The sequence below is a fragment of the Psychroflexus aestuariivivens genome (genome assembly GCF_004010055.1).
Classification (GTDB): Bacteria; Bacteroidota; Bacteroidia; order Flavobacteriales; family Flavobacteriaceae; genus Psychroflexus; species Psychroflexus aestuariivivens.
Map to the genome: position 1 here is coordinate 227,766 of NZ_RQVT01000050.1, position 26,732 is coordinate 254,497.

Below are 26,732 nucleotides of genomic sequence, written 5' to 3' on the forward strand. Positions count from 1 at the left end.
TTGACTAAGCGTTTTTAATAAGTTCAACCAAAGTTTCACGCCAATGCGGAATTTTATATTCAAAATGCTGCTGTAATTTCGACTTATCTAAAACGCTAAATTTTGGGCGTTTTGCTTTTGTCGGATATGCAAAAGTAGCGTTCAGAATTGTTTTGTCTGCAAGTTGATTTTCTTCCAAAATCAATCTGGCGAAATCGTACCAAGTAGCTTCACCCAAATTACTGAAATGATACAATCCAAATGTTTCACTTTGATTCTGAATAATTTTCAAAATAAAAACCGCCAAATCATTTGCATTAGTTGGTGTTCCGGTTTGTTCTGTGGTGATATTTAGCGTTTCACCTGATTTTGCTTTTTTTGAAATTGTATTGAAAAAATTGTGACCAAATTCTGAATACAACCAACTGGTTCTTAAAATGAAATATTCCGCTAAAGTTTGTTGAATATGAGCTTCACCTTGAAGTTTTGAAGCCCCGTAAACATTAATCGGTTGGGTAGAATCGTCTTCAGTATAAGGTCGATTCAAAACGCCATTGAACACGTAATCTGTGGAAATATGAATTAGTTTTGTGTGGTGGGTTTTGCAAATTTCAGCTAAATTTTTCACCGCTTTAGCATTGATTTCAAAAGCCGTTTCAGTTTCTGTTTCAGCTTGTTCTACGCTGGTATAAGCAGCACAATTCACACAAAAATCAGGTTGATGTGTGTTGAAAAAAGTTTTGAGTTCAAAAGGAGAAGAAATATCTAAAGTCGAGCGGTTTTCAAATAAAAATTGAATTTCTGGAATAGATTTGGCACGTTTTTGCAAACATTGTCCGAGTTGTCCTTCTGCGCCTGTGACTAAAACTTTCATTGTTTCAAATAAGTTTCTAGAGTTGGTTGGTGTTGGTCTTTTTCAGAAATTATTTGCTGATCCTTTGGAATTTGCCAATCCAAATTCAACTGGGAATCATTGTATAAAATACCGCGTTCAGAAGTTTTGTCATAAAAATTATCGCACTTATAAACAAAAATTGCTTCTTCTGATAAAGTGGCAAATCCATGTGCAAATCCACGTGGCACAAAAAGTTGGTGGTTATTTTCGTCATTTAGCAGGCAACTAAAATGTTTCAAATAAGTTTCAGAATCTGGTCGCATATCTACGACAATATCTAAAACCTCGCCTTTGGCAACTCGAATGAGTTTCGCCTGAGCAAAATCTCCGACTTGAAAGTGAAGTCCGCGAATTGTACCGTATTGAGAAACCGATTGGTTATCCTGAACAAAATTTATTTCTAATCCTGTAGCTGCCGAAAATTCTTTTTTGTTGAATATTTCAAAAAAACTACCTCTTTCGTCTTTAAATACGAGAGGTATTACAATAAAGCAATCTTTTAGTGTGGTCTGTTCTATTGTCATTTTTTCACTTCTCATTATTACAATTCTACTTTTCGTATTTTTTCAAATACCAATCTACGGTTTTTTTAATTCCGCTTTCAAAGTTTTCATCTGCTTTCCAACCTAAATTATTTTCGATTTTACTGGCATCAATAGCATATCTAAAATCGTGTCCTGGGCGATCTTTAACAAAAGATATTTGATCTTTATAATTTGAATCTAATGGTTTCAACTCGTCAAGGATTTCACAAATTTTATGAGCTATGTATAAATTGTTTCTTTCATTTTTACCACCAATATTGTAGGTTTCACCAATTTTACCTTCATGAATTGCCAAATTAATACCTTTACAATGATCCAAAACATACAACCAGTCACGGATATTTTTACCATCACCATAAATCGGAATATCTTCACCATGAATAGCTTTTCTGATGATGGTTGGAATGAGTTTCTCATCATGCTGATGCGGTCCGTAATTATTGGAACAATTTGTAGTAATTACGGGCATGCCGTATGTGTGAAAAAAACTCCGAACAATAAAGTCTGAAGATGCTTTGGATGCGCTATACGGACTGTTTGGTGCATAAGCTGTTTCTTCTGTGAACAAACTTTCGTCGTCTTCTAAAGTGCCGTAAACTTCATCTGTAGAAATGTGTAAAAATCTGGCATTTTCAAATTCAGCGTTGAATTGAAATGGTTCAGACATCCACAATTGATAGGCTTCATGAAGCAAATTAAAAGTTCCTGTAATGTTTGTTTTGATGAAAGCATCTGGATTGGAAATTGAATTGTCCACATGAGATTCTGCTGCAAAATGAATTACTTTTTGAAATTCATATTGTTCAAAAAGCGATTTTAAAAGTGACTTGTCGCAAATATCACCTTCTATAAAAGTGTAATTTTCTGCATCTGAAACTTCTATATTATCGAGATCGCCAGCATAGGTAAGCAAATCTAAATTGACAAAATGATATTTATTTTGTGGTACAAAATGATTGATAAAATTTGAACCGATAAATCCGGCTCCACCTGTGACAAGAATATTTTGCATTGTTTTTTATTTAGAGATGTTAGTTTCTGGCGTCGTTAAAAATTTGTTCAAGAATTTTTTCTGTAATTAAATAAGTTGGTTTTACACCAGTTGTACCAAGACCACCAGAAGCCAGAGTGCTTCCTGTTTCTAAAGGGTTATCACTGGCATAATAGGCATATCTGACTTTGACGTCTGCATTGATGTTTCCTCTCAATTTTGAAGCGGCTTGAATGGCTTTTTGGTAATGTGCGCCTTCCATTTCCAAACCGATAACATTCCATGTAGAATCGTGAAAAAACTTCAACAAATCTTTGTTTTGAAGTGACGTTCCTAAAACAGTAACCATAGAACCGTCAAAAACTTGAAGTCCTTCGCCTTCAAATTGGTCTTTTTTCAATTCATTATGAAAAGGATAATTGTCTGCTGTGCCTTCAAATAAATGGGCGTCTGGAATCATCAAATCGCCTTTTCCTCCTTGCAAAATCCCAGCTTTTCCCATAATTGATATGGAATCGACATTCATATAGACTTGCTTGTTTTCCTTTTTATAAGGCTTCAGCAGTTCGTCCATCGTCTCATATGCTTGTTCTCCAAAAGCATAATCCATCACTATAATGACGGGCGCATCTTTAGTTTTCAACTTAAATTTTTCTTCAGGATGATTCAGTTTTGCCAAATCGAAAATTTGAACATCTATGTTTGTTCCACTTTGGTCATCGATAGAAATCATGCCTTTAGACAAAGCTTTTTCGGTCACAGTTTGTCTTAATTTTTGATTGGTTGCACTACTCAGTGCTTCATATACCTGAAATCTGGATTTTTCTTCACACATTTTCGGTAGTGACAAGGATGCATACAATGTATTCATTACACTATGCATATTTGCACTGATGATATGAATCTTTCTGTCCATTAAATCGTTTTCGAAAAGAGTTTGTTTAATTTTGTTAGCCCAGATTTCACCATGAATGTGGTGCCCCAAACGCTCACGAACTACTGGACTAAAAGTAATTATTCGTTTTTCACCTTGAATTGTTTCTTTTATTGCTAATTTTCCTAAATTATAGATAATGTGCAGGAATTTATCAGGATTCTTTTCTGTTGAAAACCTGTTGTAAACGGCATTTATTTCAGCAAAAGTTCGACCTAAAATATTGGCTGTATGTGTAATGGCGATTTCTTTATCTTGTTGACTAAGTTGCCCTTTTTGAGTAACCGCACTTCTAAGTTTTTCCCAATCTCTAGAAGTTTGCCCGCTGTCATTTATCACGACACTTTGCATTATTTTATGAGATTCTATAAACAAGAAAGTCAAATGAGTAAGAATATCATAAATCTCTGAACGTCCTCGAGTGATTTCGATATTCATCTGTTCATCATCGATACGATAGCAATTTCTGCGACGTTTTGGTGGTACGATAGGTTTGAAGTGAGAATTAGAATAGCCTTCGTCGCTAGTTAAATTGATGTAACTACATTCTTCTATGCCTTCTGGTAAACGTTCAATAATATATTGCAAACCGTTCAGTTCAACTTTAGATTCAGCTATAGAACCATATATTTCAGGTCTTAGAGTTAACAAAGCTTCTCTTAGAGTTTCACCCGAAACACCCATAGGTTTATAAAAACCACGGATAAAAAGATGTCGCATTGTGATGTACATTCGCTCGATGGCGTTTGTGCTTTCCTGCGCTCTGTTTCTTCCTAAATTTAATTGATCTATCATTGGTGTAAATGTAATTATTTAAGATATAATTTTGTGTAAAGCTTCTGCAATTTTCCTATCGTTGGATAATCGTGGCACTTTATTTTGTCCACCCAATTTGCCTATTGATTTCATGTATTTTTGAAATCCGTTTTTAGGAACTTTAGTAATCACAAGAGTTCGCAACATATTTCCTTCAATTAAATCCTTATAATAAGAATTTTGTTTTTGAAGCAATTGATCCATACGCAAAGCGAAATCTTCCAAATCTTCAGGTGTTTTTTCAAATTCTATAAACCATTCGTGATAAGGTAATCCGCTTTCGGGTGTGATTTGTGGTGCAACAGTAAATTCGTTGATTTGAGCTTCAAATTCTTCAGAAGCCTTTTGAATTGTATATTCAACTTCTTGTGCAATAACGTGCTCACCAAATGCTGAAGTGAAATGTTTAATTCTTCCAGAAACTCTAAGTCTATAGGGCTTCAAAGATGTAAACATTACTGTATCACCAACATTATAACGCCACAAACCGGCAGTTGTGGACACAATCATGACATAATTGACGTCTTTTTCTACATCTTGAATGGTATAAACTTTGGGGTTTTCGTCAAAAAATTCTGAAGATTTGATAAATTCATAAAAAATTCCAGAATCTAATTGCAGTAACATCCCGTCTTCTTTTTGTGAATCTTGAAAGGCAAAGAATCCTTCTGAAGCTGGATACAATTCTATACTGTCGACTGGTTTTCCAATTAGGTTTTCAAATTTAGCGCGATAAGGTTCGTAATTGACGCCACCATAAATGAAAAGTTGAAAATTAGGAAATAAGTCTGCGATTTTCTTTCCTGACTTTTCTTTTAACTTTTCAAAATAAATCTGAACCCATGACGGAATTCCACTAATGAGTGTCATATTCGCTTTGTAGGTTTCTTCAACAACTGCCTTCAACTTTTGATCCCAATCTTCAATAGAGTTGGTTTTCCAACTAGGCATTCTATTTTGTTGAAGATAGTTTGGAACAAAATGCGCCACAATTCCAGATAATCGGCCAAAGTAAATACCATTTTTTTTGTCTAACTTGGGACTGCCTTGCAAGAAAATCATTTTCCCATTCACAAAATCTGCATTTCCTGTTTCTGCGACATAACATAAAATGGCGTTTCTAGCAGCTTTGGTGTGTGTCGGAATGGAATCTCGGGTCAAAGGAATATATTTGGCACCACTAGTTGTGCCAGAAGTTTTGGCAAAATAAAGTGGTTTTCCTGGCCATAAAATATCCGTTTCGCCTTCTACAGATTTTTCTATGTAAGGTTTAAGGCTTTCATAATCTTGAATTGGAAGTTGTTCTGAAAAAGATTTGAAATCTGTGATATTTTCAAAATTGAAATCTTTACCGTAATGTGTTTTTTTGCCTTTTTTTATCAGATTTTCAAAGACTTTTTGTTGAGTTTGAAGCGGTTTTTCTGCCCACTTATCAATTTGATATTTTTTTATTTTAGCAAATATTTTTGCTCCTATAGATTTTATAGACATGTTTTTTATTCAAAATTTAAATAATCGGCTGGATTAATCGGATACCCATCGACCCAAAGTTCGAAATGCAAATGTGGGCCAAAAGAAAACTCTCCAGTATTACCAACAATAGCAATAACTTCGCCAGCTTTGACCAAGTCGCCTTGAGCTTTCAACAGAGAATCGTTGTGTTTATAAACAGAAATTAATCCGAAACTGTGTTCAATAATTATAACGTAACCTGTTTCTGCGGTCCATTCAGAAAAAATAACTGTACCATCTGCAGTTGCTTTTACTGGTTCATCTTTTTGAGTAACAATATCGACTGCATAATGTTTTTTGTCCGCATCATATCCTTCAGAAATTTCGCCATCTACAGGCGGAAATAATGTGAAATTAGGTTGAAAAGTTGCTTTTTCTAATAAATTATATTTGTCCTCTTGTTCAACTTCTGCACGCAGAAGAGAATCTTCCTTGGAAGCCTGAAGGTTAACAATTTCTGATTCTAAAGAATTAGCTTCATCTAAAATTTCAATATCCTGACGACTTACAGAATCCAATTCTCCGGTGAGCATTCTCCGTATAGATTTGAAATAAGCTTCATTTTTTCGCACCTCTGTTTCCAAAGAATCTACAGTAATAGCTAATCTTGTAGCTTTTTGTTTTAAAGCGGTGGAGGAATATCCTGGAATATATTCACGAATTGGTGTAAAAGCAATTAATAGTGCCGTTCCTGAAATTAAAATTATAGACGAAAAAACCACGAGTAAAATCACGTTGAGTCTAGATAATTTGAAAGAGACACGCTCTTCAAAAGTGTCTTCGTTGAGGATGACTAAACGATACTTATGAAGCAGCTTCTGCTTGACTTTGCGTTTATTTTCTTTTGGTTGTTCCATAAATTTGTACTTCTGCAAAGATAGAATAAAGTTAATTTATGCAGGTTTTAGTTGTATAAACCTTTGGTTTAGTTTTTTATTATTATTTTTGTAGCAAATTTTTAGTCATGAATATACTGAATGTAATAATGGGAATGGTTGGTCCTTGGCAATGGGTGATTATTGGCGTTGCTATCTTGCTCCTTTTTGGCGGTAAGAAAATACCAGAATTGATGCGTGGTTTGGGCAGCGGCATCAAAGAATTCAAAGATGCTTCCAAGGATGAAGATGGTGACAAAAATAATGCAGAATCGAAATCTTTGAAATAAAAAATTTCAATAAATTATATACAAAACCTGAGTTGAAACACTCAGGTTTTTTTATGTCCAAGTTTTAAGCTCGAAATTTTCACCATCAAAAACACCGTAGGTATAATAAGAAATCCAATCGCCCAAATTGTGGTAAAAAACCTTGTTGTCAACTTCAATTTTCATCGGTAAATGTCGGTGACCAAAAATAAAATAATCATAATGTCCTTGGCTTAATTTTCGTTTTGCATATTGCACCAGCCACTCATTGTCTTCGCCTAAAAATTTGGCATCTTCATCGCCAGAAATCAGTTTGTTTTTTACTGATAAATGTCTTGCCAAACGCACGCCCAAATCTGGATGCAACCAACGAAACAGCCATTTAGATAGCGGATTTGTAAACACTTTTTTCATGCGTTTGTAACCTTTATCTCCAGGACCGAGCCCGTCACCATGACCGATCAAAAACTTTTTTTTATTCAAATGGAAAACTTGAGGTTTATGAAAAACAGGAATATTCAATTCTTTTTCAAAATAATCATTCATCCACAAATCGTGGTTGCCGACAAAAAAATAAATCAAAATCCCTTGATCACGGATTTCAGCCAATTTCCCTAAAGTTCTAACAAATCCTTTCGGCACAACTTCTTTGTATTCAAACCAAAAATCGAACAAATCGCCCAAAAGGAAAATAGCGTGTGCATCTTTTTTAATTTCATCCAGCCAAGCCACAAATTTCTTTTCGCGCACCAAACTAGATTCATGATTTGGCGCACCCAAATGGTTGTCACTGGAAAAATAAACTTTTTTGCTTTCGGGAATTGTCATACTTCAAATTCTGCGTCAAATATACTAAACATCTGAAAACATCAGGATTTTCAGTTTTGGCGAAATTTTAAAATCATCGCAACTCAGAATACTTTATTTTTGAAGTTAATTTTCAACTAAACTCAAATAAAATGTATTCAAAAATAACATTCTCCTTTCTCGTTTTTTGGCTTATTCCGTTTTCAATATTTGCCCAAATCAGAATTGAAAAAATTTCAGAAAATATAAATGAAGTTTCAGTTTTCAACGGTCTTTTTGTTGAAATTGTTTCTGATGCTTCAGAAAACAAAATCGAAATTAAAGGTGAGGATCGCGGTGATGTAAAAGTTAAAATCAAAAATGGGAAATTAAAACTCAGCTTACCGATAAATCATATTTTTTCTGAATCGGATATCAGCATCGTTTTATCGCTTATAGATTTTTCAAAAATCAACGCCAATCAAGGTGCTGAAGTTGAATTCAAAAATAAAATCAATAGGAAAACATTAGATTTAGAATCTTCTGAAGGCAGTCTTATTTCTGGTGAAATCGATTTGCAGCAACTCAATATTAAAGCCGTCACCGGAGGTATTTTCAATCTTTATGGAGAGGTGGTTTCTCAAGACATTACAATCAATTCGGGAGGGATTTATGACAGCAAAGCGGTTGAATCCGAAAATACAGAGGTAAAAGTTAGTTATGGTGGTGAAGCAAAAATATTTGCAAGCAAAAAATGTGATGCTAAAGTTACAGCAGGCGGAAATATTAAAATTTTTGGACAACCGAAAGAATTAACTCAGGTCATAAAACTCGGCGGAAATATTGAAGAAATGGAGTAAAATAAAATTATGAAAACACCCCTTTTAGCTTTCAACCAAAATGGGATTTATTGCGCTGTAGCAGATGTTTATATCGATCCGTGGAAACGCGTAGATAAAGCGATTATTACGCATGGACACGCCGACCATTCCAGATGGGGTAATAAAAAATATATCACACACCATCATAATATTCCAATTATGAAACATCGTTTGGGTGATATTGATGTTGGAGGCAAAAATTATGGTGAAACATTTACGATCAACAATGTAAAGTTCAGTTTGCATCCTGCCGGACATATTGTTGGAAGTTCACAAGTTCGAGTTGAATACAAAGGTGAAGTTTGGGTATGTTCTGGTGATTACAAAACTGAAGATGACGGCGTTTCTACACCTTTTGAACCCATAAAATGTCACACTTTTATCACTGAATGTACTTTTGGTTTACCAGCTTTCAAATGGAAATCACAGACTGAAGTTATGTCAGAAATTAACAACTGGTGGAAAGAAAATAAAACTGAAGAGCGAACGTCGGTATTGTTTGGATATTCTCTTGGAAAAGCGCAGCGCTTATTGAAACATTTGGACACTGATATTGGAGAAATCTACACGCATGGCGCCATTGAAAATATGACTGATGTTTTGCGCCTAATGATTGATTTTCCGTCAACAAAACTCATTACAAAGGAAACCACTAAAAAAGAACTGAACGGAAATTTAGTTTTAGCACCACCAAGCGCACATGGTAGTACCTGGATTCGTAAAATGGTCCCATTTGTCACTGCGTCTGCAAGTGGCTGGATGACATTTCGTAGCGCAAGACGACGACGTGCCATCGACAAAGGTTTTGTAATGAGCGACCATTGCGATTGGGATGGATTACTTTCCAGCATAAAAGCTACAAAGTGCGAAAAAGTAATTTGCACACACGGCTACACTGAAATTTTTTCTAAATATTTACGAGAAATAGGTTACGACGCCAGGACGGAAGCGACGCAATACGAAGGCGAAGCTGCTGACGTTGATCAATAGATTGTCAATCTTTTGACTCTTGAATTTAGTTGAGTTTTTATTTGAATTACTAGAAATTGATGATTGTTTGTAACATTTTAATAAGTTTACTACAAATAAGTTAAACATTTTCTATCATCAAAAACTAGACTCATGAATCAACTTCAACTACACAATGTTTCCAAAACCTACAAAAATGGCGTTAAAGCGCTTGACGATATTTCAATAGAAATTAATTCGGGCATGTTTGGTTTGCTTGGTCCAAATGGCGCTGGCAAATCTACACTAATGCGAACCATAGCAACTCTGCAACAACCAGATTCTGGTGAAATCTACTTGGATGATATTGATATTTTAAATCAAAAAATGGAATTACGTAAAGTTTTGGGCTATTTGCCACAATCTTTTGGCGTGTATCCAAAACTTTCAGCAGAAAGATTATTGCATTATTTTGCTGAACTGAAAGGTTTGTCCAGCAAAGCTGAGCGAAATAAAATTGTAGATTATGCGCTTGAAGTTACGAATCTTTATACGGTTAAAAATAAACATGTCGCTGGCTATTCTGGCGGGATGAAACAACGTTTTGGAATTGCGCAATTGTTGTTGAATAATCCAAAACTAATTATTGTCGATGAGCCAACCGCCGGTCTGGATCCTGCGGAACGCCACCGTTTCCTAAATGTTTTAAGAGAAATTGGAACCAACCACATCGTTATTCTTTCAACACATATTGTGGACGATGTGAAAGAATTGTGCACAGATATGGCAATTCTGAACGGTGGAAAATTATTGAGCCATAAAAAACCGATTGATGCTGTTTTAGATTTGGAAGGTAAAATCTGGGGAATGACGATCGATCGTGAAAACTTGGAAACTTACGAGTCTAGTTTCAATTTGATTTCTTCTAATTATAACCAAGATAATTCTTTGAATATTCGGGTTTATGGCGATTCTCAACCCGGAGAAGGTTTTCAAAAAGTACAGCCAGATTTGGCCGATGTATATTTTGTGCATCTTAAAGCCGACGAAACTGAAGCCACTAACCTTCAATCTTAATCCTCATGTTTTCAAGTATATTTAAATTCGAAATCAAAACTTGGTTTAAAACACCAATTACATATATCTACACAGTAGTCATGTTTGTTTTTGCCATGATTATGATGGCATCTTCAGGTGGACTTTTCGACAATTTTACGGTGATGACTACTTCGCCTACTTTTCAGAATTCTGCTTTAGCCATTAATAGTATGATTAATGGATTATCTGTCTTTCTATATTTTCTGCTGCCTTCCATCATTGGCGCTTCTGTGAGTAAAGACTTCAAATACGATATGCATCAAGTGATGTTTTCTTATCCGATTTCAAAATTCAGTTATCTTTTTGGAAAGTTTTTGAGTTCTTTGAGTATTGTCGTAATGATTATTGTATTTGCATGTTTTGGTCTGTATCTCGGTACTATTTTCCCAGGAACAAATCCAGAACTTTTTATGGATTTTGACATTTGGAATTATCTTCAACCGCTGTTAATTTTCATTTTACCAAACATCATTTTCTTCGGTGCTTTTGTGTTTGCTGTGGTGACTTTTTCAAGAAATATCTTTATAGGATTTATTAGCGTTTTGATCTTAATTGTCATTCAGGGTTTTGCACAATCTTTAACTGCAGATATTGATAATAAAACGCTCGCTGCACTAATTGATCCGCTTGGCTCTCAAGCATTGTCTTATGAAACTGAATACTGGACTGTTTTCGATAGAAACAATAACTATTTGCCTTTTGAAAATTACGTACTTTATAACCGTTTATTATGGGCTGGAGTCAGTGTTTTGATTTTTGCATTTGTATTTTGGAAATTTAAATTTAACCAGCAAGCCATACAATTTAAACTTTTCAAAAGCAAAGCTGAACGTGTCATCAAAAAGAATTTTGGTATCGTGATTCGCATTAAATTGCCAGAAGTTAGCAAAACTTATCATTTCAAACATTGGTTGAAAATGGCCTGGAAACACAGCCGTTTTGAAGTTGCATATATTTTCAAAAACTGGGTATTTATTTCGTTTGCTTTGGTGAGTTTACTGGTAACTTTGTCTAATCTTTCCATGCGTTTTCCTATTTATGGAACATCGACCTATCCAGTTACTCGAGAAATGATGCAAACTGCTTCAGGCATTATCAGTGGTTTTATGATTATCATTACATTTTTAATCGCCGGAATGCTCATCAATCGTGCTCAAAATACGAATATGAATCAATTGGTTGATGTGACACCTTTTCCAAATTGGTCATTTATGTTGGCAAAGTTTATTGCTATTTTCAAAATGCAAGCTTTCTTCTACATCATGGCCTTGATTTTAGCAGTTGGCGTTCAGATTTATAATGAATATTACAAATTGGAAATCGATTTGTATCTGTTTCAATTTTTCGCTATAGATTATTTGCGTGTGTTGGCTTGGACAGTCATGGCGTTTTTCTTTCACACGCTTATCAAAAATCACATTGTTGGATTTGTATCGCTTTTGGCGTTTATGATTCTGCTTGGATTTTTTCCAGATTTTGGCATCGAGCAGAGTATTTTCAGATTCAATTCTGGCGGCGGCGCAACCTATTCTGATATGGCTGGTTATGGTCCAGGACTGAAAGTTTTTTATGTGTATAGAATTTATTGGTTGGCTTTAGCTGTAGCTTTGTATATCATCGCCCTTTTGTTTTATCGCAGAGGCGAATCTTATTCAGCAAAACAACGCATTCAGCGTGCTAAACAACATTTCAGCCCGTTGAAAAAATCTGTGCTTGCCGTTTGTTTACTTATATTTGTTGGTATCGGCACTTGGATTTATTATACCGACAATATCGCCAACAAGAGATATTCTGGAAATGAATTTGAACAGCTCAGGGTCGATTTTGAAAAACAATATTCAAAATATGGTAATTTAGAAAATCCTAGAATTACGGATGTTAATATCGATTTAGAATTGTTTCCTGAAACCAGAGATTTCAAAGTTAAAGGTGAATTCATTTTAAAAAATAAAACTGAAAACCCAATCGATTCAGTATTTATTGAAATGAATGACTATCCGCAATCTTATGCATTCAATAAAACTGGAAAGTCAGTATTTGAAGACAGCATTTATAATTTTGAAATATTCAAATTCGATGAATCATTAGCACCGGGAGAAGAAGTTACATTTACTTTTGAAATGGAAAATGAACCCAATACCATTTTGCGTTCAAATTCACCAATACGGGCAAATGGCACTTTTATCAATAACAGCATTTTTCCCAATTTTGGTTACAATGAGAATTATGAAATTACCAGTAATCAAATCCGTGAAAAATACGGCTTGGAGCCAAAAGAACGCATGAAATCACCACATGATTCTACGGCTTTAGGCAACACTTATATTTCTAGTGATGCCGATTGGATTGATTTTGAAACCACGGTTTCGACCTCCAAAAATCAAACAGCCATTGCACCTGGTTATCTTCAAAAAGAATGGACAGAAGGCGATAGAAGATATTTTCACTACAAAATGGATAAGAAAATATTGAATTTTTATGCCTTCAATTCTGCCGAATATGAAGTTTATGAAGATCAGTGGAAGGATGTCGATATTCAGGTGTTTTATCATAAACCGCACGATTATAACATTGAAAGAATGGTGAATGCTACCAAAAAATCTTTGGCTTATTATTCAGAAAATTTCAGTCCGTACCAGTTCAATCAACTCCGGATTTTGGAATTTCCGCTCACTTCCGGCTCGTTTGCACAATCGTTTGCCAACACTGTACCGTATTCTGAAGCGATTGGTTTTATTGCTAAAGTTGATGAAGAAGACAATGAAAGTGTGGATTATCCATTTAGTGTAACTTCACATGAAGTTGCGCATCAGTGGTGGGCGCATCAAGTGATTGGCGCAGATGTTCGCGGTGCAACTCTGCTTTCTGAAAGCATGTCTGAATACAGTTCACTGAAAGTTCTTGAAAAAGAGTATGGTGCAGGACAAATGCGTACTTTTTTGAAAGATGCTTTGGATAAGTATTTAAGAAGTCGCCGTTTTGAACGCCAAAAAGAATTGCCTTTGATGTATAACGAGAATCAACAATACATCCATTACAACAAAGGTTCGTTGGTGCTTTACGCCATGAGTGATTATTTAGGTGAAAAACGGATGAACAGTATTTTAAAAGATTATATTGATAAAGTCGCTTTTCAGGAACCGCCGTACACGACTTCCGTTGAATTTGTAAACCTTTTGAAAACAAAAACGCCAGATTCGCTTCAGTATTTGGTTAAAGATATGTTTGAAACCATTACGCTTTATGATAATCGCGCTTTTCATGCTAATTATGAAACTTTGGAGAATGGCAAATACGAAGTTACTTTTAAAGCTAAAGCGATGAAATATCGATCTTCAGAAAAAGGAGAAAAAGAATACACAAATTCAGAAGGTGAAAGTTTAGTAATTGAAAAGGAAAATGAAACTTTAGAATCCTTGCCATTGAAAGATTATATTGAAATTGGTGTTTTTGGAGAAGTTAACGACACCATCGATGGCATCAAAAAAGAAAATGTGCTTTATCTGAAAAAGCATTTGATTTCTGAAATTGAAAATGAATTCAGTATTATTGTAAATGAAAAACCAGTGGAAGTTGGGATTGATCCTTACAACAAACTAATTGACACTGATTCTGATGACAATCGGGTAGAGATTTCAGAAGAATAATTTATTAAATAATAAATCATAAAAAAACACTTCAGAATTCATTTTTCTGAAGTGTTTTTTAATTTTATAATAAGGTTAAATACGGATTTTTAGCCGTCGTATTTTTCTTTGATTTGTTTAGACAACAAAAGAATAAATAAAAGTATGATGGTGCAAAGACAAACCAAAACACCAACTAATGCTGTAAAACTTTGTTCATCGCCGAGTAGATTCTCAAAATTCAAAAAAGTAGCACTTAAGATCATTAGTCCAACGGCAGATATAATAAGGAAATAAATAAAATACTTCATGACTTTAATTAAATAAATTCTGAATATTAGCTGCAAACAATTTCACTGCTATGGCTAACAAAATTACACCAAATATTTTGCGAATTACAGAAATTCCTTGTTTTCCGAAAAGTTTTTCAATTTTTTTAGAAGATTTTAAGACAGCATAAACTACAATCACATTCAGAATTATTGCTACAATAATATTTGGCGTCTCAAATTCAGATTTCAAAGACAAAATAGACGTCATTGTTCCAGCACCAGCAATTAATGGAAAAGCAAGCGGAACAATTGCTGCAGTTTCTGGCGCATCATCTTTGTAAAGCTGAACGCCCAAAATCATTTCGATAGCCAAAAAGAAAATAATAAAAGCTCCAGCAACAGCAAACGAATTCACATCGATACCGATTAGGTTCAGAATAGTTTCGCCAACGAACAGAAATGCAATCATCAAAATACAAGCCACAATAGAAGCTTTTTCACTCTGAATATGGCCTGCTTTTTTTCGCAAATCAACAATAATAGGAATGCTGCCAATGATATCTATTACAGCAAAAAGAATCATTCCAGCGGTAAAAATTTGTTTAAAATCAAACATAATAAAATACTCAAAAATTTTTGCAAAAGTAATTCTTGAAAATTGATTTTAAATCATGCTTAGTTGCCTTTTAATATGAAATAAAAGTTAATATTTTCAGGTTTGAAATAGATGTAATTTTATATCGTTCAAAGCAAGATTTCACTAAATTTGCAACATGATTCAAATTGGAAAAACACTTATTTCAGATTCAATAATCGACAACGAATTTGCTTGTAATCTTTCAGCTTGTAAAGGTGAATGTTGTGTCGCTGGTGATGCTGGCGCGCCATTAGAAGAGTCAGAATTGCAAATCTTGGAGGATATTTATCCAAAAGTCAAACCCTTTTTGCGTCAAGAAGGAATCAATGCCATTGAAGCGCAAGGCAAACACATCATGTCGGATTTCGGCGAACCAGAAACGCCACTTGTGGACGGTAAAGAATGTGCTTACGTCACTTTTGCTGCAAACGGCACTGCATTGTGCGGTATAGAATCAGCATTCAGAGCTGGTGAGATCGATTTCAAAAAACCTGTGTCTTGCGAACTTTATCCGATTCGCGTTCAGAAATTATCGGAATTACAGGCTGTCAATTACGACCGTTGGGAGATTTGTAGCGATGCTTGTACGCTCGGCAAGAGTTTAGAAATGCCAGTGTATCGTTTTACAAAAGATGCTTTAATTCGCAAATTTGGACATGAATGGTATAAAGATTTAGAAACTATTGCAGAAAAAATGTAGAGAATTTTGATCTATTTTTTAGAAGATAAATTCAACAATTCATAAAACTTTTCATTTCCATTTCCATAAAGCTTTTGATAATAGGCAACAAACCAAATTGTGGAAAACTCTGTGGATAACTTTCTGTCGAATTCGAAAAAAAATAGGTGATTTATTTTGATATTTGTTTAGAATTATTTTACATAATAACCTTCTCAAAACCATAAGAATATGTCAAAGGTAGAGCCTATTTTAGAAGAAAATGAAAACAGATTTGTGTTATTTCCTATCAAACATCACGATATTTGGGAATGGTACAAAAAATGCGAAGCGAGTTTTTGGACTGCAGAAGAAATTGACTTGCATCAAGATTTGACAGATTGGAAAACCAAACTGAATAAAGATGAGCAATATTTCATCAAACATATTTTGGCATTTTTTGCCGCTTCAGATGGTATTGTGAACGAAAATTTAGCAGAAAATTTCGTCAACGAAGTTCAATATACAGAAGCCAAATTCTTCTATGGTTTCCAAATTATGATGGAAAATATTCATTCTGAAACTTATTCTTTACTTATCGATACTTACGTCGATGATGAAAAAGAAAAAGACCAATTGTTTAAAGCCATCGAAAATTTTCCTGCAATTAAAAAGAAAGCCGACTGGGCTTTGAAATGGATAGAATCTGACTCGTTTGCCGAGCGATTGATCGCTTTTGCTGCTGTGGAAGGAATTTTCTTTTCTGGTGCATTTTGTTCTATTTTCTGGTTGAAAAAACGTGGTTTGATGCCAGGACTTACTTTTTCTAACGAATTGATTTCTAGAGATGAAGGTGTACATTGCGATTTTGCTGTGCATTTGCACAACGAACATCTAGTCAATCAAGTTCCTAAAAAACGCATCCGAAGTATTATTGTAGATGCGCTAAATATAGAACGTGAGTTCATTACAGAATCTTTACCAGCAAGTTTAATTGGTATGAATTCAAATTTAATGACGCAGTATCTGGAATTTGTTACAGACAGATTATTACTAGAATTAGGTTGCGACAAAGAATATGGCACCAAAAATCCATTTGATTTTATGGATATGATTTCACTCCAAGGGAAAACAAATTTCTTTGAAAAAAGAGTAGGAGAGTACCAAAAAGCTGGGGTGATGAACAAGAATAAAGAAGAAGATCAAATTAGTTTTGACGCTGATTTTTAATTTATTCCATTCACATAAATCACTTAAAATCAGAATCATCATACAATAACTGCTGAAATATTCGGCGCCCAAAATAATATCTACTATGTACGTCATCAAAAGAAATGGTCAGAAAGAACCGGTAATGTTCGACAAAATTACCGCCAGAATTAGAAAATTATGCTACGGACTCAATCCTTTGGTAGAACCGCCAAAAGTGGCAATGCGCGTTATCGAAGGACTTTATGATGGCGTAACCACGAGCGAATTGGATAATCTGGCTGCAGAAATTGCCGCGACAATGACTGTTAGTCATCCAGATTATGCACATTTGGCTGCAAGAATTTCGGTTTCTAATCTTCACAAAAACACAAAGAAAACTTTCAGTGAAGTGATGACGGATTTGTACAAATATGTGAATCCGAGAACCAACAAAAAATCACCACTCATCGCTGATGATGTGTATAAAATTATCGAAGAAAACAAAGATTTGTTAGATTCTAGATTGATTTACAGTCGCGATTTCAATTATGATTATTTCGGGTTCAAAACACTTGAACGCTCTTATTTATTGAAATTGAATGGTAAAATTGCAGAACGTCCGCAACACATGTTGATGCGTGTTTCTATAGGAATTCATGGTGAAGATTTGGACTCGGCGTTAGAAACTTACGAGTTGATGTCTAAAAAGTTTTTTACACACGCCACGCCAACACTTTTCAATGCTGGCACACCAAAACCGCAGATGTCATCTTGCTTTTTATTAACGATGAAAGACGACAGTATCGACGGCATTTACGACACGCTGAAACAAACCGCCAAGATTTCACAATCGGCAGGAGGCATTGGCTTGTCAATTCACAATATTCGTGCTACAGGCTCGTATATTGCCGGCACCAATGGAACTTCTAACGGAATTGTTCCTATGTTGAGAGTTTTCAACGATACCGCAAGATATGTAGACCAAGGCGGTGGCAAACGCAAAGGTTCTTTTGCAATGTATGTAGAACCTTGGCATGCCGATATTTTTAGCTTTTTGGATTTGAAGAAAAATCACGGCGCAGAAGAAATGAGAGCGCGTGATTTGTTTTATGCCATGTGGATTCCAGATTTGTTTATGAAACGTGTGGAAGAAAATGCCAATTGGACTTTAATGTGTCCAAATGAATGTCCAAATCTCTTTAACGTTCACGGCGAAGAATTTGAAGAATTGTACCTAAAATACGAAAGTGAAAATAAAGGCAGACGTACAGTAAGAGCGAGAGAATTGTGGGAGAAAATCCTAGAATCTCAAATCGAAACGGGGACGCCTTACATGCTTTACAAAGATTCTGCCAACAGAAAATCCAACCAGAAAAATTTGGGTACCATCCGTTCGTCCAACTTGTGTACAGAAATTATGGAGTACACCAGTCCAGATGAAGTTGCGGTTTGTAATTTGGCTTCCATCGCTTTGCCAATGTTTGTGAAAAACAACAGTTTTGACCACAAAGAATTATACAAAATCACCAAACAAGTTATCAGAAACTTGAATAAAGTGATCGACAGAAATTATTATCCGGTTAAAGAAGCTGAAAATTCTAACATGCGTCACAGACCTGTTGGATTGGGAATTCAAGGCTTGGCAGACGCATTTATTATGTTGCGCTTGCCATTTACTTCAGATGAAGCTAAAACGCTAAATCAGGAGATTTTTGAAACGCTTTATTTCGCCGCTGTTGAATCGTCTATGGAATTGGCACAAAAAGAAGGTGCTTATTCTACTTACGAAGGTTCGCCAATTAGCCAAGGTGAATTTCAATATAACCTTTGGGGATTGAAAGACGATGATTTGAGTGGTCGTTGGAACTGGAACAAATTGAGAGAACAAGTGATGAAACACGGCGTTCGTAATTCATTATTGATGGCACCAATGCCAACAGCTTCAACGTCTCAAATTCTTGGAAATAATGAAGCTTTTGAACCTTACACATCCAATATTTACACCAGACGTGTACTTTCAGGTGAATTTATTGTCGTCAACAAACATTTATTGAAAGATTTGGTAAAATTAGGACTTTGGAACGACGATGTGAAAGACGCCATTATGCGTGCTAATGGTTCTGTACAAGGCATCGATATTATTCCAGACGACATCAAAGAATTGTATAAAACGGTTTGGGAATTGTCCATGAAAGATATTATTGACATGTCCAGACATCGTGGCTATTTCATCGACCAATCGCAATCTTTGAATTTATTTATGGAAGGCGCAACGATGGCAAAACTGACCTCTATGCATTTCTACGCTTGGAAAAGTGGCTTGAAAACCGGCATGTATTACCTGAGAACAAAATCTGCAGTAGATGCAATTAAGTTTACATTGAAAAATGAAAAGAAAGAAAAAGTAGCGCCAAGTCAAGTGGCAGAACATGCGGCAGAAACTTATCAAAATGCACAACAACAGCAAGTCAAAGTCTCTGACGATTCTTCTTTGAGTCCAGAAGAGCTGAAAGCTTTGATACAGCAATCTAAAGAATCTGAAGGTGATGATTGCCTGATGTGCGGGTCTTAAGCTTATAAAAATTTGTTTATTTCATTAAAAATCCAGCTTAGCAATGAGCTGGATTTTTTTATGCTTTATATTTTAGTAAGTTTTTATATCCATAGTTTAAAATCGAACAGGCATTTAAAAAAATTTAAAACCAATACTATAAAATCTTAATGTCTGTTAAAAAATATCTATTTTTGATTAAAATTTGAAAAGCAAAGCAAAACGATTTATTATGAATTTTAAATTATTTTTTTCTTCCATCCTGTTCCTATTATTGACAACAACCAGTTTAAAGGCTCAGAACAATCCAGATTTTTATGTAGAAAACGGCACCTGTAAATGCCCGGATGCTGCAATTGGCGATACGGGAACATTGACCATAAATGGCGAAACCAACACCTTTACTAAAAGAACCAGAGCTCAACTTGATGCTTTAATAGATAATTATATTTCTGACCCACAAATTGCACTGACCTGTACATCAGGGATTACGGATATGAACAGTTTATTTCAACAAACTGATTTTAATCAAGATATCAACCATTGGGATACTTCTAATGTGACGGATATGAGTGAGATGTTTGCTTGGGCTTATTGGTTCAATCAAGACATCGGCAATTGGGATACTTCTAGTGTAACTGATATGAATTATATGTTTCAAGATGCTAATGTATTTAATCAAGACATCGGCAGTTGGGACACCTCTAATGTGTCTGATATGAGAGGTATGTTTTCTTTTTCTTTTTTGTTCAATCAAGATATCGGATCTTGGGATACTTCTAATATTACTAATATGTTTGGAATGTTTTCTAGTGCAAATGCATTCAATCAAGATATCAGTTCTTGGGACACCTCTAGTGTTACTAGTATGTATGCTATGTTTTTTGATGCTGTTGCATTCAATCAAGACATCGGTAATTGGAATACGGCTAATGTGACTGATATGGGTAGTATGTTTGGTTCTGCTTGGGAATTCGATCAAGACATCAGCAATTGGGACACAGCTAATGTGATTGATTTTGAGGATATGTTTGAAAATGCTCAAAGTTTTAATCAAAATTTATCAAACTGGGATTTTGCAACAAATGATTTAACTGATTTTATAAGTGAGTCTGGTATGAGTAGTTCAAATTATGACCTACTTATCGATAGACTTGTTGAACTAAATATAAATAATGGCACTTTAGGAGCAGAAAATATAGAATACTGTGATGCTTTTTCACGTCAGCAACTTATTAATGCTGGTTGGACCATTACAGATGCTGGCACAGCTGATGGATGTGATTTAAATTATGTTTCTGGTCAAATATTGTATGATGAAATGAATGATGGCTGTGATGCTAGTGATAACAATTTGTCGGGTTATTTGATCAATGTCAATAATGGAACTGAAGATCTAGGCTTTGCCATAGATGAAAATAGTCAATTTCTTATTCCATTAAATTCAGGAAATTATACCTTAAGTATTTTAAACTTAAATTCTAATTTTACCGCGACACCTTCCAGTCAATCTATCAACTTCTCTGGTCAAAATGAAATTATAGAAAATATAGACTTCTGTATTACCGCTAACCAGCAATTTGAAGATTTATCTGTAGATATTTTCCCGCTTGAAGATGCAATTCCAGGTTTTGAAACGGATTATCAAATTGTAGTCAGCAATAATGGCACGCAAACGGTTCCTAATGTTCAAGTTACTTTTGCCTATGATGGAAATTTCCAAAGTTTTATGTCTGCTACTGAAACACCTTCAGGAAATACTACTGATTTATTAACTTTCGATTTTACTGATATTGAACCTTTTTCTCAGGAAGTCTTTGAAATCACCTTAATTAATGTTGTGCCGCCAACCTTAAATGGCGGTGAAATCTTGACCTTTACAGCGCAAGTAACGCCAGATGTAAATGATGAGAATGCTGAAGATAATACAGCTATTTACGATCAAACTGTTGTTAATTCTTATGACCCTAATGACAAAATGGTGGTTCAAGGTGAGGAAATTGTAGATGAAGACATCAACCAATATCTCGATTACAGAATTCGTTTTCAAAATTTAGGGACGGCTAATGCGCTTAACGTCAAGATTACAGATACAATCAGCGATAAGTTAGACTGGACGACTTTTCAGCCGATCAGTTCAAGTCATGATTTCCGAGTAGAAATTGTGGATGGTGAGCAAATTAATTATTATTTTGATAATATCAATTTACCGTACGAAGATTTAGACGAAGAAGGTAGTAACGGCTATATCACTTACAAAATCAAACCCAAATCGAATGTTCAAATCAGTGATGTTATAGAAAATACGGCTTATATCTATTTTGATTTTAATTTACCGATTGTTACCAACACCGCCACAACAACAGTGGTTGATGAGTTGAGTGTAGAGAATTTTAACCTAGGTGAAATAAATGTCTATCCAAATCCAGTTGAAAATATGCTTCATTTTGATTGGTCTTCACACTTAAATGTAGAGTCTATAAGTCTTTATGACCTCAATGGAAAACTTATCAAAACTTTTGAAAATCAAAAAGTTTTAGATGTTAGTCAAATTGAAAATGGAATTTATATTTTGAAAGTAAAAACGGACAAAGGAAGTTTTCATGAGAAAGTAATCAAAGGAATATAGAAAATTAATATTAGAAAAAACTAAACCCACAAGATTTTGGAAAACTTGTGGGTTTTTAGAATTTTAATTCCTACTCCTTCATCTGAATCTGTATCACGCTAGAGTAAGTTTTAGGATTGTAACCTAGGGCTTTGATTTCGGATGGAGATTTGATGACATTGACCGATTCAATTTGATCTGAAGATAAGTTTTTTAATGTCTTTCGATCAATTTCTTTTCCGTTGACAATTAACAGAATATTTTCATCGCTACTGAAATAGGAAAAACTTTGGTTGTAGTTTTCAAAAGCAGGTTCTGAAGATGAGTTAATATTCCATTCGTTGAGAGAAATCTGTAGTATTTCTAAATTATTATTGATCCGAATGAAACTTATCTTTTCATTTAAAGAATCTCCATAAAGAGATTTTACTTCATCAAATAAAGACGAAATATCGACATAAAATTCACTAAGTAATTTCTCGATGGTCTGTATTTTCAAAGTTTTAGAAGCTTCATCATAGTTCATCTGATCTACTGAAATATAAGTGTCTCTTAATTCGGATTTAGCATAAGAATTTCCATTAATAATGATGGTTTCTACATTTTCAAAGTTCTCAAAACTTATACTTTCAGTGTTGAATTCTGTTGTATTTGTATTTGCTGTCTGTATCCCAATGTCAAATGGTTTTTTTGAATTTTCAGCAAAATCCCTATAAAAATAAATGGGTTGTGTCTCCAAATCTGGAGAACTAACCGAACCGCTAAAACCGTCGTTGCAATCTACATTCAAAGTTATTGATTTGATGGTTCCGTCTGACTCTAATTTAATATTTGAATAAGTCAAATCAATGTTCAATTCTGATTTTAAAAACTTGATGTCTTCTTCCAAATTCGCTTTGGTTGAACTTCCATTATAGGTGCTTTCAATTTTGGTAATTTCAGATTCAGTGCTTACAACTTCAATGTTATTTTCCTGAGCTTTCGTTTCTATTTGAAACAACATAAAGAAACCTAATAATAGCGGTGAAATGATAAATAACTTCCAAAAATTTTTGGTTCTGTTTTCAATTTTGTTCAACATAATAATACGTTTTTTAATAGGTGATTGATGAAATGAATGGCTTAATTGATGTTCTACTTGTTGTTTGGTAATCTGATACAATGCCATTTGATAAGCTTTTACTTCATGATTTTCCGTCGCTAAAGCATCGGCTTCAAATTCTGAATTCTGACTCAAACTTTGCTGATAAAACCACGCAAACGGATTGAACCAAAATAGAGATTTATAAATATTGCCAAAAATAATGTCGTAGGAATGCTTAGAATTCACATGCGCTTCTTCGTGTGCCAAAACGCTTTCTAAATCTTTTGCTGAATACATTTTTGGATTGAAAACCACATAATTCAAAAATGAATAAGCACCGATTTTGCTTGTTGTTTGGATGTATTTTATCCCGTTTGACTCTGTGAATTCTTGTGCATTTAGCAAAGCTTTCAATTTAAAGAATTTCACTAAAAACTGAATTAAAAACACCGCCACAACACTAAAATAAAGCACTTCCAAAAGTGAATAATTCAATATGAAATCAATGAAATTTTGTGAAGTAGTAACTTCAACTTCCGAAATTTCTGCTGTATTGGAAAAGGCTGTAGGTGAGAAAAATTTTGAACTCTTTACAATTTCAATTTTCGTGAAATAAATCAAAGGCAAAATCAAACTGGCAACAAATCCAGTATTCAAATAAATCCGTTTGAATTTGTGGTAAGTTTCCTGTTCTAAACACAGTTTATAAATCAACCAAAAGACGGTGAGTAGGAGCGAAGCTTTACCAAGATATATAAAAAGTTCCATTATTTTTGGTGTTTGATGAGTTCCAGAATATCTTCCAAATCAGTTTGGGAAATTTTATTTTCTTTAGCGAAATACGAAACCATATTTTTATAAGAACCGTCAAAAAATCGCTGCGAATTTTGTTTTAAAACTTCACCACTGTAAACTTCACGATCTACAATAGCATAATATTGATGCGTTTTGCCAAAGGTTTTGTGCGCCACAAAACCCTTGTCTTCCAAATTTCTCACAATGGTAGACACGGTGTTGTAGTGTAATTCTTTGTCCAGCTCTGCGACAATGTCTTTGACAAAAGCATGACCGAGTTGCCACAACACACTCATTATTTCTTCTTCTTTGGCAGTTAATTTTTCAATCGTTGACATAAATTCAATTTTGATTCAAATGTAAACTATAAAAATAGTTATAAAACTATAATTCTAGTTTTTAACATTTTTAAACCAAAAAATCCTGCCAATGAGCAGGATTTTTCAATTAAATCTATATAAAAATTTAGTCCATCATTTTCACTTCTTCCACGCTGCCTAACAATTCAAAATCAATGGTGCGTTTTACTAAATCTGCTTTTTTTACTCGGACGTAAACTTCATCGCCCAATTGGTACATTTTTTTTGTTTTTCGACCAATGATGGCGTAATGTTCTTCGTTGAAATCGTAATGATCGTCAGAAATATCTTTCAGACGAACCATGCCCTCGCATTTGTTGTCTATGATTTCTATAAAAATGCCAAAATCTGTAACGCCAGAAATCACGCCTTTGTATTCTTGTTCTTCCTGATCTTGGATATATTTAACTTGCATATATTTTATAGAATCGCGCTCTGCATTGGTCGCCAGTTTTTCCATTTCACTGGAATGTTTGCATTTATCTTCGTATTCAGCTTCATTGGCGCTTTCTTTTTGATCCAAATACTGCTGAAGTAGTCTGTGTACCATAACATCTGGATAACGTCTTATAGGCGATGTAAAGTGCGAATAATAGTCGAATGCCAAGCCGTAGTGACCAATGTTTTCTGTAGAATAATATGCTTTACTCATGGTACGAATCGTCAAAGTATCGACAAGATTTTGTTCTTTTTTGCCTTTTACTTTTTCCAATAAATCGTTCAAAGATTTGGTAACTTCTTTTTTATTTTGAAAATTCAAATTATAACCGAATTTAGAAACCACCGTATTCAAAGCATCTAGACGATCTTCTTGTGGTTCATCGTGACAACGATACACAAAAGTTTTTTTAGTTTTCTGTTTGCCGATGAATTCTGAAACTTTTCGGTTGGCCAAAAGCATAAATTCTTCAATCATTTTGTTGGCATCTTCACTTGTTTTGAAAAATACGCCTTGTGGATTGTTGTTTTCGTCCAAATTGAATTTAACTTCAACTTTATCAAATGAAATAGCACCTTGATTCATGCGTTCTTTTCGCATCAGTTTAGCCATGGAATCCAATGTGGTCACAGCTTCTACAATATTTTCATCTACCTTATAAGATTTGTTCGTCAAGGATGTTTCTGCAGGAATTTGCCCATCGCCAGAATCGATAATATATTGGGCTTCTTCGTAAGCAAAACGAGCATCGGAATAGGTTACCGTTCTGCCAAACCACTCGCTTTTTATTTGACCTTTTGGCGTCATTTCAAAAAGCGCTGAAAAGGTATATTTTTCTTCATTAGGTCGAAGTGAACATGCGCCATTGGAAAGCACTTCTGGCAACATTGGTACCACACGATCTACTAAATAAATAGACGTTGCTCTGTTGAATGCTTCATCATCAAGAATAGTCCCAGGTTTCACATAATGCGACACGTCGGCAATATGAATACCAATTTCAAAATTGCCATTATCCATTTTTTTAAAACTCAAGGCATCGTCAAAATCTTTGGCATCGGCCGGATCTATCGTAAAGGTTAGCGTGTCACGTAAATCGCGACGCTTTTTAATTTCAGAATTATCAATTTTAGTGTCAATTTGATTGGCGTATTCTTCAACTTCGGGTGGAAATTGTTCTGGCAATCCGTAACCAGCTAAAATGGCGTGCATTTCGGTTTGGTGTTCACCAGGAATTCCTAAAACTTCAGTAATTTCTCCGATCGGAGAATCGTCTTTTTCTGGCCATCTGATCAATCGGACTTTCACCAATAAACCATCTTCAGCATCGTGCATTTTATTGTTTGGTATAAAAATGTCTGTGTACATTTTTGTACCAGCGACAACTACAAAACCGAATTTTTCTTTCTTGTGCAACACACCGACAAAATCTGTTTTGTGACGTGTCAAAACTGAGGTAACTTCACCTTCAGATTTCGTTTTTTCTCGTTTTTTAAATACAAAAACACGAACTTCATCGCCGTCTAAAGCATGGTTTAGATTTTTATTTGAAATGTAAATATCATGTTCCAAATCTTCTACCACAACATATGCATCGCCTCTGGACGTCATGTCTAAAGTGCCGGTGTAGAAGTTATCAGTAGCATTGATTTGAAATTTTTTATTGTCAACTTGTTTCAGTTGATCTTTGGCGGTAAGTTGACCTAATAAACGGATAACTTTGTTTCTCGTTTTGGTATCTTTAATATTTAATTTTTCTGAAATATATTGAAAATCGAAAGCCTGATCTGGCTTATTTTTGAAAATATTTAAAATTTTTCTTGATAGACCATCGTCGTTTCCTGGTCTGGCGTGCGTGCTTTTCTTACGCTTATTATTTTTACTCATAAATTATTTAAATCTTGGATAAATGTAACACATTATAAATTGAATTCAACTTCAGTATAATAAATCTTTGTTAAGTCGCTAGTTACAAAGACTTAA

The 26,732-nt window shown here is 34.5% G+C and carries 21 protein-coding genes; 9 read left to right on the top strand and 12 right to left on the bottom strand.

The genetic code is table 11. From position 1 onward, the window contains the following. Positions 1–4: 4 nt before the first annotated feature. From rfbD to EIG86_RS09655, 6 genes are read right to left on the bottom strand one after another with little or no spacing between them, the layout of a single operon-like run. A complete protein-coding gene (gene rfbD, locus EIG86_RS09630) occupies positions 5–853 on the bottom strand; it encodes a dTDP-4-dehydrorhamnose reductase (RefSeq protein ID WP_127845961.1) in 849 nt (282 codons plus the stop codon). After that, complete coding sequence (rfbC, locus tag EIG86_RS09635; RefSeq protein WP_127845962.1) at positions 850–1,398, bottom strand: dTDP-4-dehydrorhamnose 3,5-epimerase; 549 nt, start codon at positions 1,396–1,398, stop codon at positions 850–852. The genes rfbD and rfbC overlap by 4 nt, the downstream gene beginning before the upstream one ends. A gap of 25 nt (positions 1,399–1,423) precedes the next feature. Beyond that, the gene (gene rfbB, locus EIG86_RS09640; protein ID WP_127845963.1) at positions 1,424–2,431 is read right to left on the bottom strand and encodes a dTDP-glucose 4,6-dehydratase; all 1,008 of its coding nucleotides are present in this window, start codon (positions 2,429–2,431) and stop codon (positions 1,424–1,426) included. Positions 2,432–2,450: 19 nt separating this feature from the next. Further along, positions 2,451–4,139, bottom strand: a complete 1,689-nt coding sequence (locus EIG86_RS09645) for a DUF6909 family protein (protein ID WP_127845964.1) — start codon at positions 4,137–4,139, stop codon at positions 2,451–2,453. 18 nt (positions 4,140–4,157) lie between these two features. After that, positions 4,158–5,651: a GH3 auxin-responsive promoter family protein gene (locus tag EIG86_RS09650; protein ID WP_127845965.1), complete on the bottom strand. Its 1,494-nt coding sequence runs from the start codon at positions 5,649–5,651 to the stop codon at positions 4,158–4,160. A 5-nt stretch (positions 5,652–5,656) separates the two neighbouring features. After that, a complete protein-coding gene (locus EIG86_RS09655; RefSeq protein WP_127845966.1) occupies positions 5,657–6,529 on the bottom strand; it encodes a M23 family metallopeptidase in 873 nt (290 codons plus the stop codon). 107 nt (positions 6,530–6,636) lie between these two features. Here EIG86_RS09655 and EIG86_RS09660 point away from each other — a divergent pair, with 107 nt between their 5' ends. After that, positions 6,637–6,837 carry a Sec-independent protein translocase subunit TatA/TatB gene (locus EIG86_RS09660; RefSeq protein ID WP_127845967.1) on the top strand — a complete coding sequence of 67 codons (201 nt, stop codon included), beginning with the start codon at positions 6,637–6,639 and terminating at the stop codon, positions 6,835–6,837. A gap of 51 nt (positions 6,838–6,888) precedes the next feature. Here the strand turns inward: EIG86_RS09660 and EIG86_RS09665 are convergent, their stop codons facing one another. Then, the gene (locus EIG86_RS09665) at positions 6,889–7,644 is read right to left on the bottom strand and encodes a UDP-2,3-diacylglucosamine diphosphatase (RefSeq protein ID WP_127845968.1); all 756 of its coding nucleotides are present in this window, start codon (positions 7,642–7,644) and stop codon (positions 6,889–6,891) included. A 131-nt stretch (positions 7,645–7,775) separates the two neighbouring features. Here EIG86_RS09665 and EIG86_RS09670 point away from each other — a divergent pair, with 131 nt between their 5' ends. From EIG86_RS09670 to EIG86_RS09685, 4 genes are all read left to right on the top strand, one after another. Beyond that, positions 7,776–8,462, top strand: coding sequence for a head GIN domain-containing protein (locus EIG86_RS09670; RefSeq protein WP_127845969.1), 687 nt, complete (start codon positions 7,776–7,778; stop codon positions 8,460–8,462). A 9-nt stretch (positions 8,463–8,471) separates the two neighbouring features. Further along, the gene (locus EIG86_RS09675; protein ID WP_127845970.1) at positions 8,472–9,473 is read left to right on the top strand and encodes a ligase-associated DNA damage response exonuclease; all 1,002 of its coding nucleotides are present in this window, start codon (positions 8,472–8,474) and stop codon (positions 9,471–9,473) included. Positions 9,474–9,605: 132 nt separating this feature from the next. After that, positions 9,606–10,508 carry an ABC transporter ATP-binding protein gene (locus tag EIG86_RS09680; RefSeq protein WP_127845971.1) on the top strand — a complete coding sequence of 301 codons (903 nt, stop codon included), beginning with the start codon at positions 9,606–9,608 and terminating at the stop codon, positions 10,506–10,508. A 5-nt stretch (positions 10,509–10,513) separates the two neighbouring features. Further along, the gene (locus tag EIG86_RS09685) at positions 10,514–14,176 is read left to right on the top strand and encodes a M1 family aminopeptidase (RefSeq protein WP_127845972.1); all 3,663 of its coding nucleotides are present in this window, start codon (positions 10,514–10,516) and stop codon (positions 14,174–14,176) included. A gap of 89 nt (positions 14,177–14,265) precedes the next feature. Here the strand turns inward: EIG86_RS09685 and EIG86_RS09690 are convergent, their stop codons facing one another. Continuing rightward, the gene (locus EIG86_RS09690; protein WP_127845973.1) at positions 14,266–14,466 is read right to left on the bottom strand and encodes a hypothetical protein; all 201 of its coding nucleotides are present in this window, start codon (positions 14,464–14,466) and stop codon (positions 14,266–14,268) included. Between the two features lie 4 nt (positions 14,467–14,470). Further along, positions 14,471–15,043 (bottom strand): MarC family protein, encoded by a 573-nt coding sequence (locus tag EIG86_RS09695; protein WP_127845974.1) that lies wholly within the window; start codon positions 15,041–15,043, stop codon positions 14,471–14,473. A 157-nt stretch (positions 15,044–15,200) separates the two neighbouring features. Here EIG86_RS09695 and EIG86_RS09700 point away from each other — a divergent pair, with 157 nt between their 5' ends. From EIG86_RS09700 to EIG86_RS09715, 4 genes are all read left to right on the top strand, one after another. Further along, a complete protein-coding gene (locus tag EIG86_RS09700; RefSeq protein ID WP_127845975.1) occupies positions 15,201–15,764 on the top strand; it encodes a DUF3109 family protein in 564 nt (187 codons plus the stop codon). A gap of 210 nt (positions 15,765–15,974) precedes the next feature. After that, positions 15,975–16,952, top strand: a complete 978-nt coding sequence (locus EIG86_RS09705) for a ribonucleotide-diphosphate reductase subunit beta (RefSeq protein ID WP_127845976.1) — start codon at positions 15,975–15,977, stop codon at positions 16,950–16,952. Between the two features lie 85 nt (positions 16,953–17,037). Continuing rightward, positions 17,038–19,485 (top strand): ribonucleoside-diphosphate reductase subunit alpha, encoded by a 2,448-nt coding sequence (locus EIG86_RS09710; protein WP_127845977.1) that lies wholly within the window; start codon positions 17,038–17,040, stop codon positions 19,483–19,485. 211 nt (positions 19,486–19,696) lie between these two features. After that, positions 19,697–22,093: a BspA family leucine-rich repeat surface protein gene (locus EIG86_RS09715; RefSeq protein ID WP_127845978.1), complete on the top strand. Its 2,397-nt coding sequence runs from the start codon at positions 19,697–19,699 to the stop codon at positions 22,091–22,093. A 70-nt stretch (positions 22,094–22,163) separates the two neighbouring features. Here EIG86_RS09715 and EIG86_RS09720 read toward each other — a convergent pair whose 3' ends face one another. From EIG86_RS09720 to rnr, 3 genes are all read right to left on the bottom strand, one after another. Continuing rightward, positions 22,164–23,924, bottom strand: a complete 1,761-nt coding sequence (locus EIG86_RS09720) for a M56 family metallopeptidase (RefSeq protein WP_127845979.1) — start codon at positions 23,922–23,924, stop codon at positions 22,164–22,166. Further along, on the bottom strand, positions 23,924–24,289 hold the full coding sequence (locus EIG86_RS09725; protein ID WP_127845980.1) for a BlaI/MecI/CopY family transcriptional regulator: 366 nt from the start codon (positions 24,287–24,289) through the stop codon (positions 23,924–23,926). Before EIG86_RS09725 ends, EIG86_RS09720 begins: the two co-directional genes overlap by 1 nt. 127 nt (positions 24,290–24,416) lie before the next feature. Next, positions 24,417–26,636, bottom strand: coding sequence for a ribonuclease R (gene rnr, locus EIG86_RS09730; protein ID WP_127845981.1), 2,220 nt, complete (start codon positions 26,634–26,636; stop codon positions 24,417–24,419). Positions 26,637–26,732: the final 96 nt, after the last annotated feature.

Excerpts from the sequence above, each read along its gene's own strand:
- rfbD (WP_127845961.1), bottom strand. The coding sequence starts at position 853 with ATGAAAGTTTTAGTCACAGGCGCAGAAGGACAACTCGGACAATGTTTG.
- rfbC (WP_127845962.1), bottom strand. The coding sequence starts at position 1,398 with ATGACAATAGAACAGACCACACTAAAAGATTGCTTTATTGTAATACCT.
- rfbB (WP_127845963.1), bottom strand. The coding sequence starts at position 2,431 with ATGCAAAATATTCTTGTCACAGGTGGAGCCGGATTTATCGGTTCAAAT.
- EIG86_RS09645 (WP_127845964.1), bottom strand. The coding sequence starts at position 4,139 with ATGATAGATCAATTAAATTTAGGAAGAAACAGAGCGCAGGAAAGCACA.
- EIG86_RS09650 (WP_127845965.1), bottom strand. The coding sequence starts at position 5,651 with ATGTCTATAAAATCTATAGGAGCAAAAATATTTGCTAAAATAAAAAAA.
- EIG86_RS09655 (WP_127845966.1), bottom strand. The coding sequence starts at position 6,529 with ATGGAACAACCAAAAGAAAATAAACGCAAAGTCAAGCAGAAGCTGCTT.
- EIG86_RS09660 (WP_127845967.1), top strand. The coding sequence starts at position 6,637 with ATGAATATACTGAATGTAATAATGGGAATGGTTGGTCCTTGGCAATGG.
- EIG86_RS09665 (WP_127845968.1), bottom strand. The coding sequence starts at position 7,644 with ATGACAATTCCCGAAAGCAAAAAAGTTTATTTTTCCAGTGACAACCAT.
- EIG86_RS09670 (WP_127845969.1), top strand. The coding sequence starts at position 7,776 with ATGTATTCAAAAATAACATTCTCCTTTCTCGTTTTTTGGCTTATTCCG.
- EIG86_RS09675 (WP_127845970.1), top strand. The coding sequence starts at position 8,472 with ATGAAAACACCCCTTTTAGCTTTCAACCAAAATGGGATTTATTGCGCT.
- EIG86_RS09680 (WP_127845971.1), top strand. The coding sequence starts at position 9,606 with ATGAATCAACTTCAACTACACAATGTTTCCAAAACCTACAAAAATGGC.
- EIG86_RS09685 (WP_127845972.1), top strand. The coding sequence starts at position 10,514 with ATGTTTTCAAGTATATTTAAATTCGAAATCAAAACTTGGTTTAAAACA.
- EIG86_RS09690 (WP_127845973.1), bottom strand. The coding sequence starts at position 14,466 with ATGAAGTATTTTATTTATTTCCTTATTATATCTGCCGTTGGACTAATG.
- EIG86_RS09695 (WP_127845974.1), bottom strand. The coding sequence starts at position 15,043 with ATGTTTGATTTTAAACAAATTTTTACCGCTGGAATGATTCTTTTTGCT.
- EIG86_RS09700 (WP_127845975.1), top strand. The coding sequence starts at position 15,201 with ATGATTCAAATTGGAAAAACACTTATTTCAGATTCAATAATCGACAAC.
- EIG86_RS09705 (WP_127845976.1), top strand. The coding sequence starts at position 15,975 with ATGTCAAAGGTAGAGCCTATTTTAGAAGAAAATGAAAACAGATTTGTG.
- EIG86_RS09710 (WP_127845977.1), top strand. The coding sequence starts at position 17,038 with ATGTACGTCATCAAAAGAAATGGTCAGAAAGAACCGGTAATGTTCGAC.
- EIG86_RS09715 (WP_127845978.1), top strand. The coding sequence starts at position 19,697 with ATGAATTTTAAATTATTTTTTTCTTCCATCCTGTTCCTATTATTGACA.
- EIG86_RS09720 (WP_127845979.1), bottom strand. The coding sequence starts at position 23,924 with ATGGAACTTTTTATATATCTTGGTAAAGCTTCGCTCCTACTCACCGTC.
- EIG86_RS09725 (WP_127845980.1), bottom strand. The coding sequence starts at position 24,289 with ATGTCAACGATTGAAAAATTAACTGCCAAAGAAGAAGAAATAATGAGT.
- rnr (WP_127845981.1), bottom strand. The coding sequence starts at position 26,636 with ATGAGTAAAAATAATAAGCGTAAGAAAAGCACGCACGCCAGACCAGGA.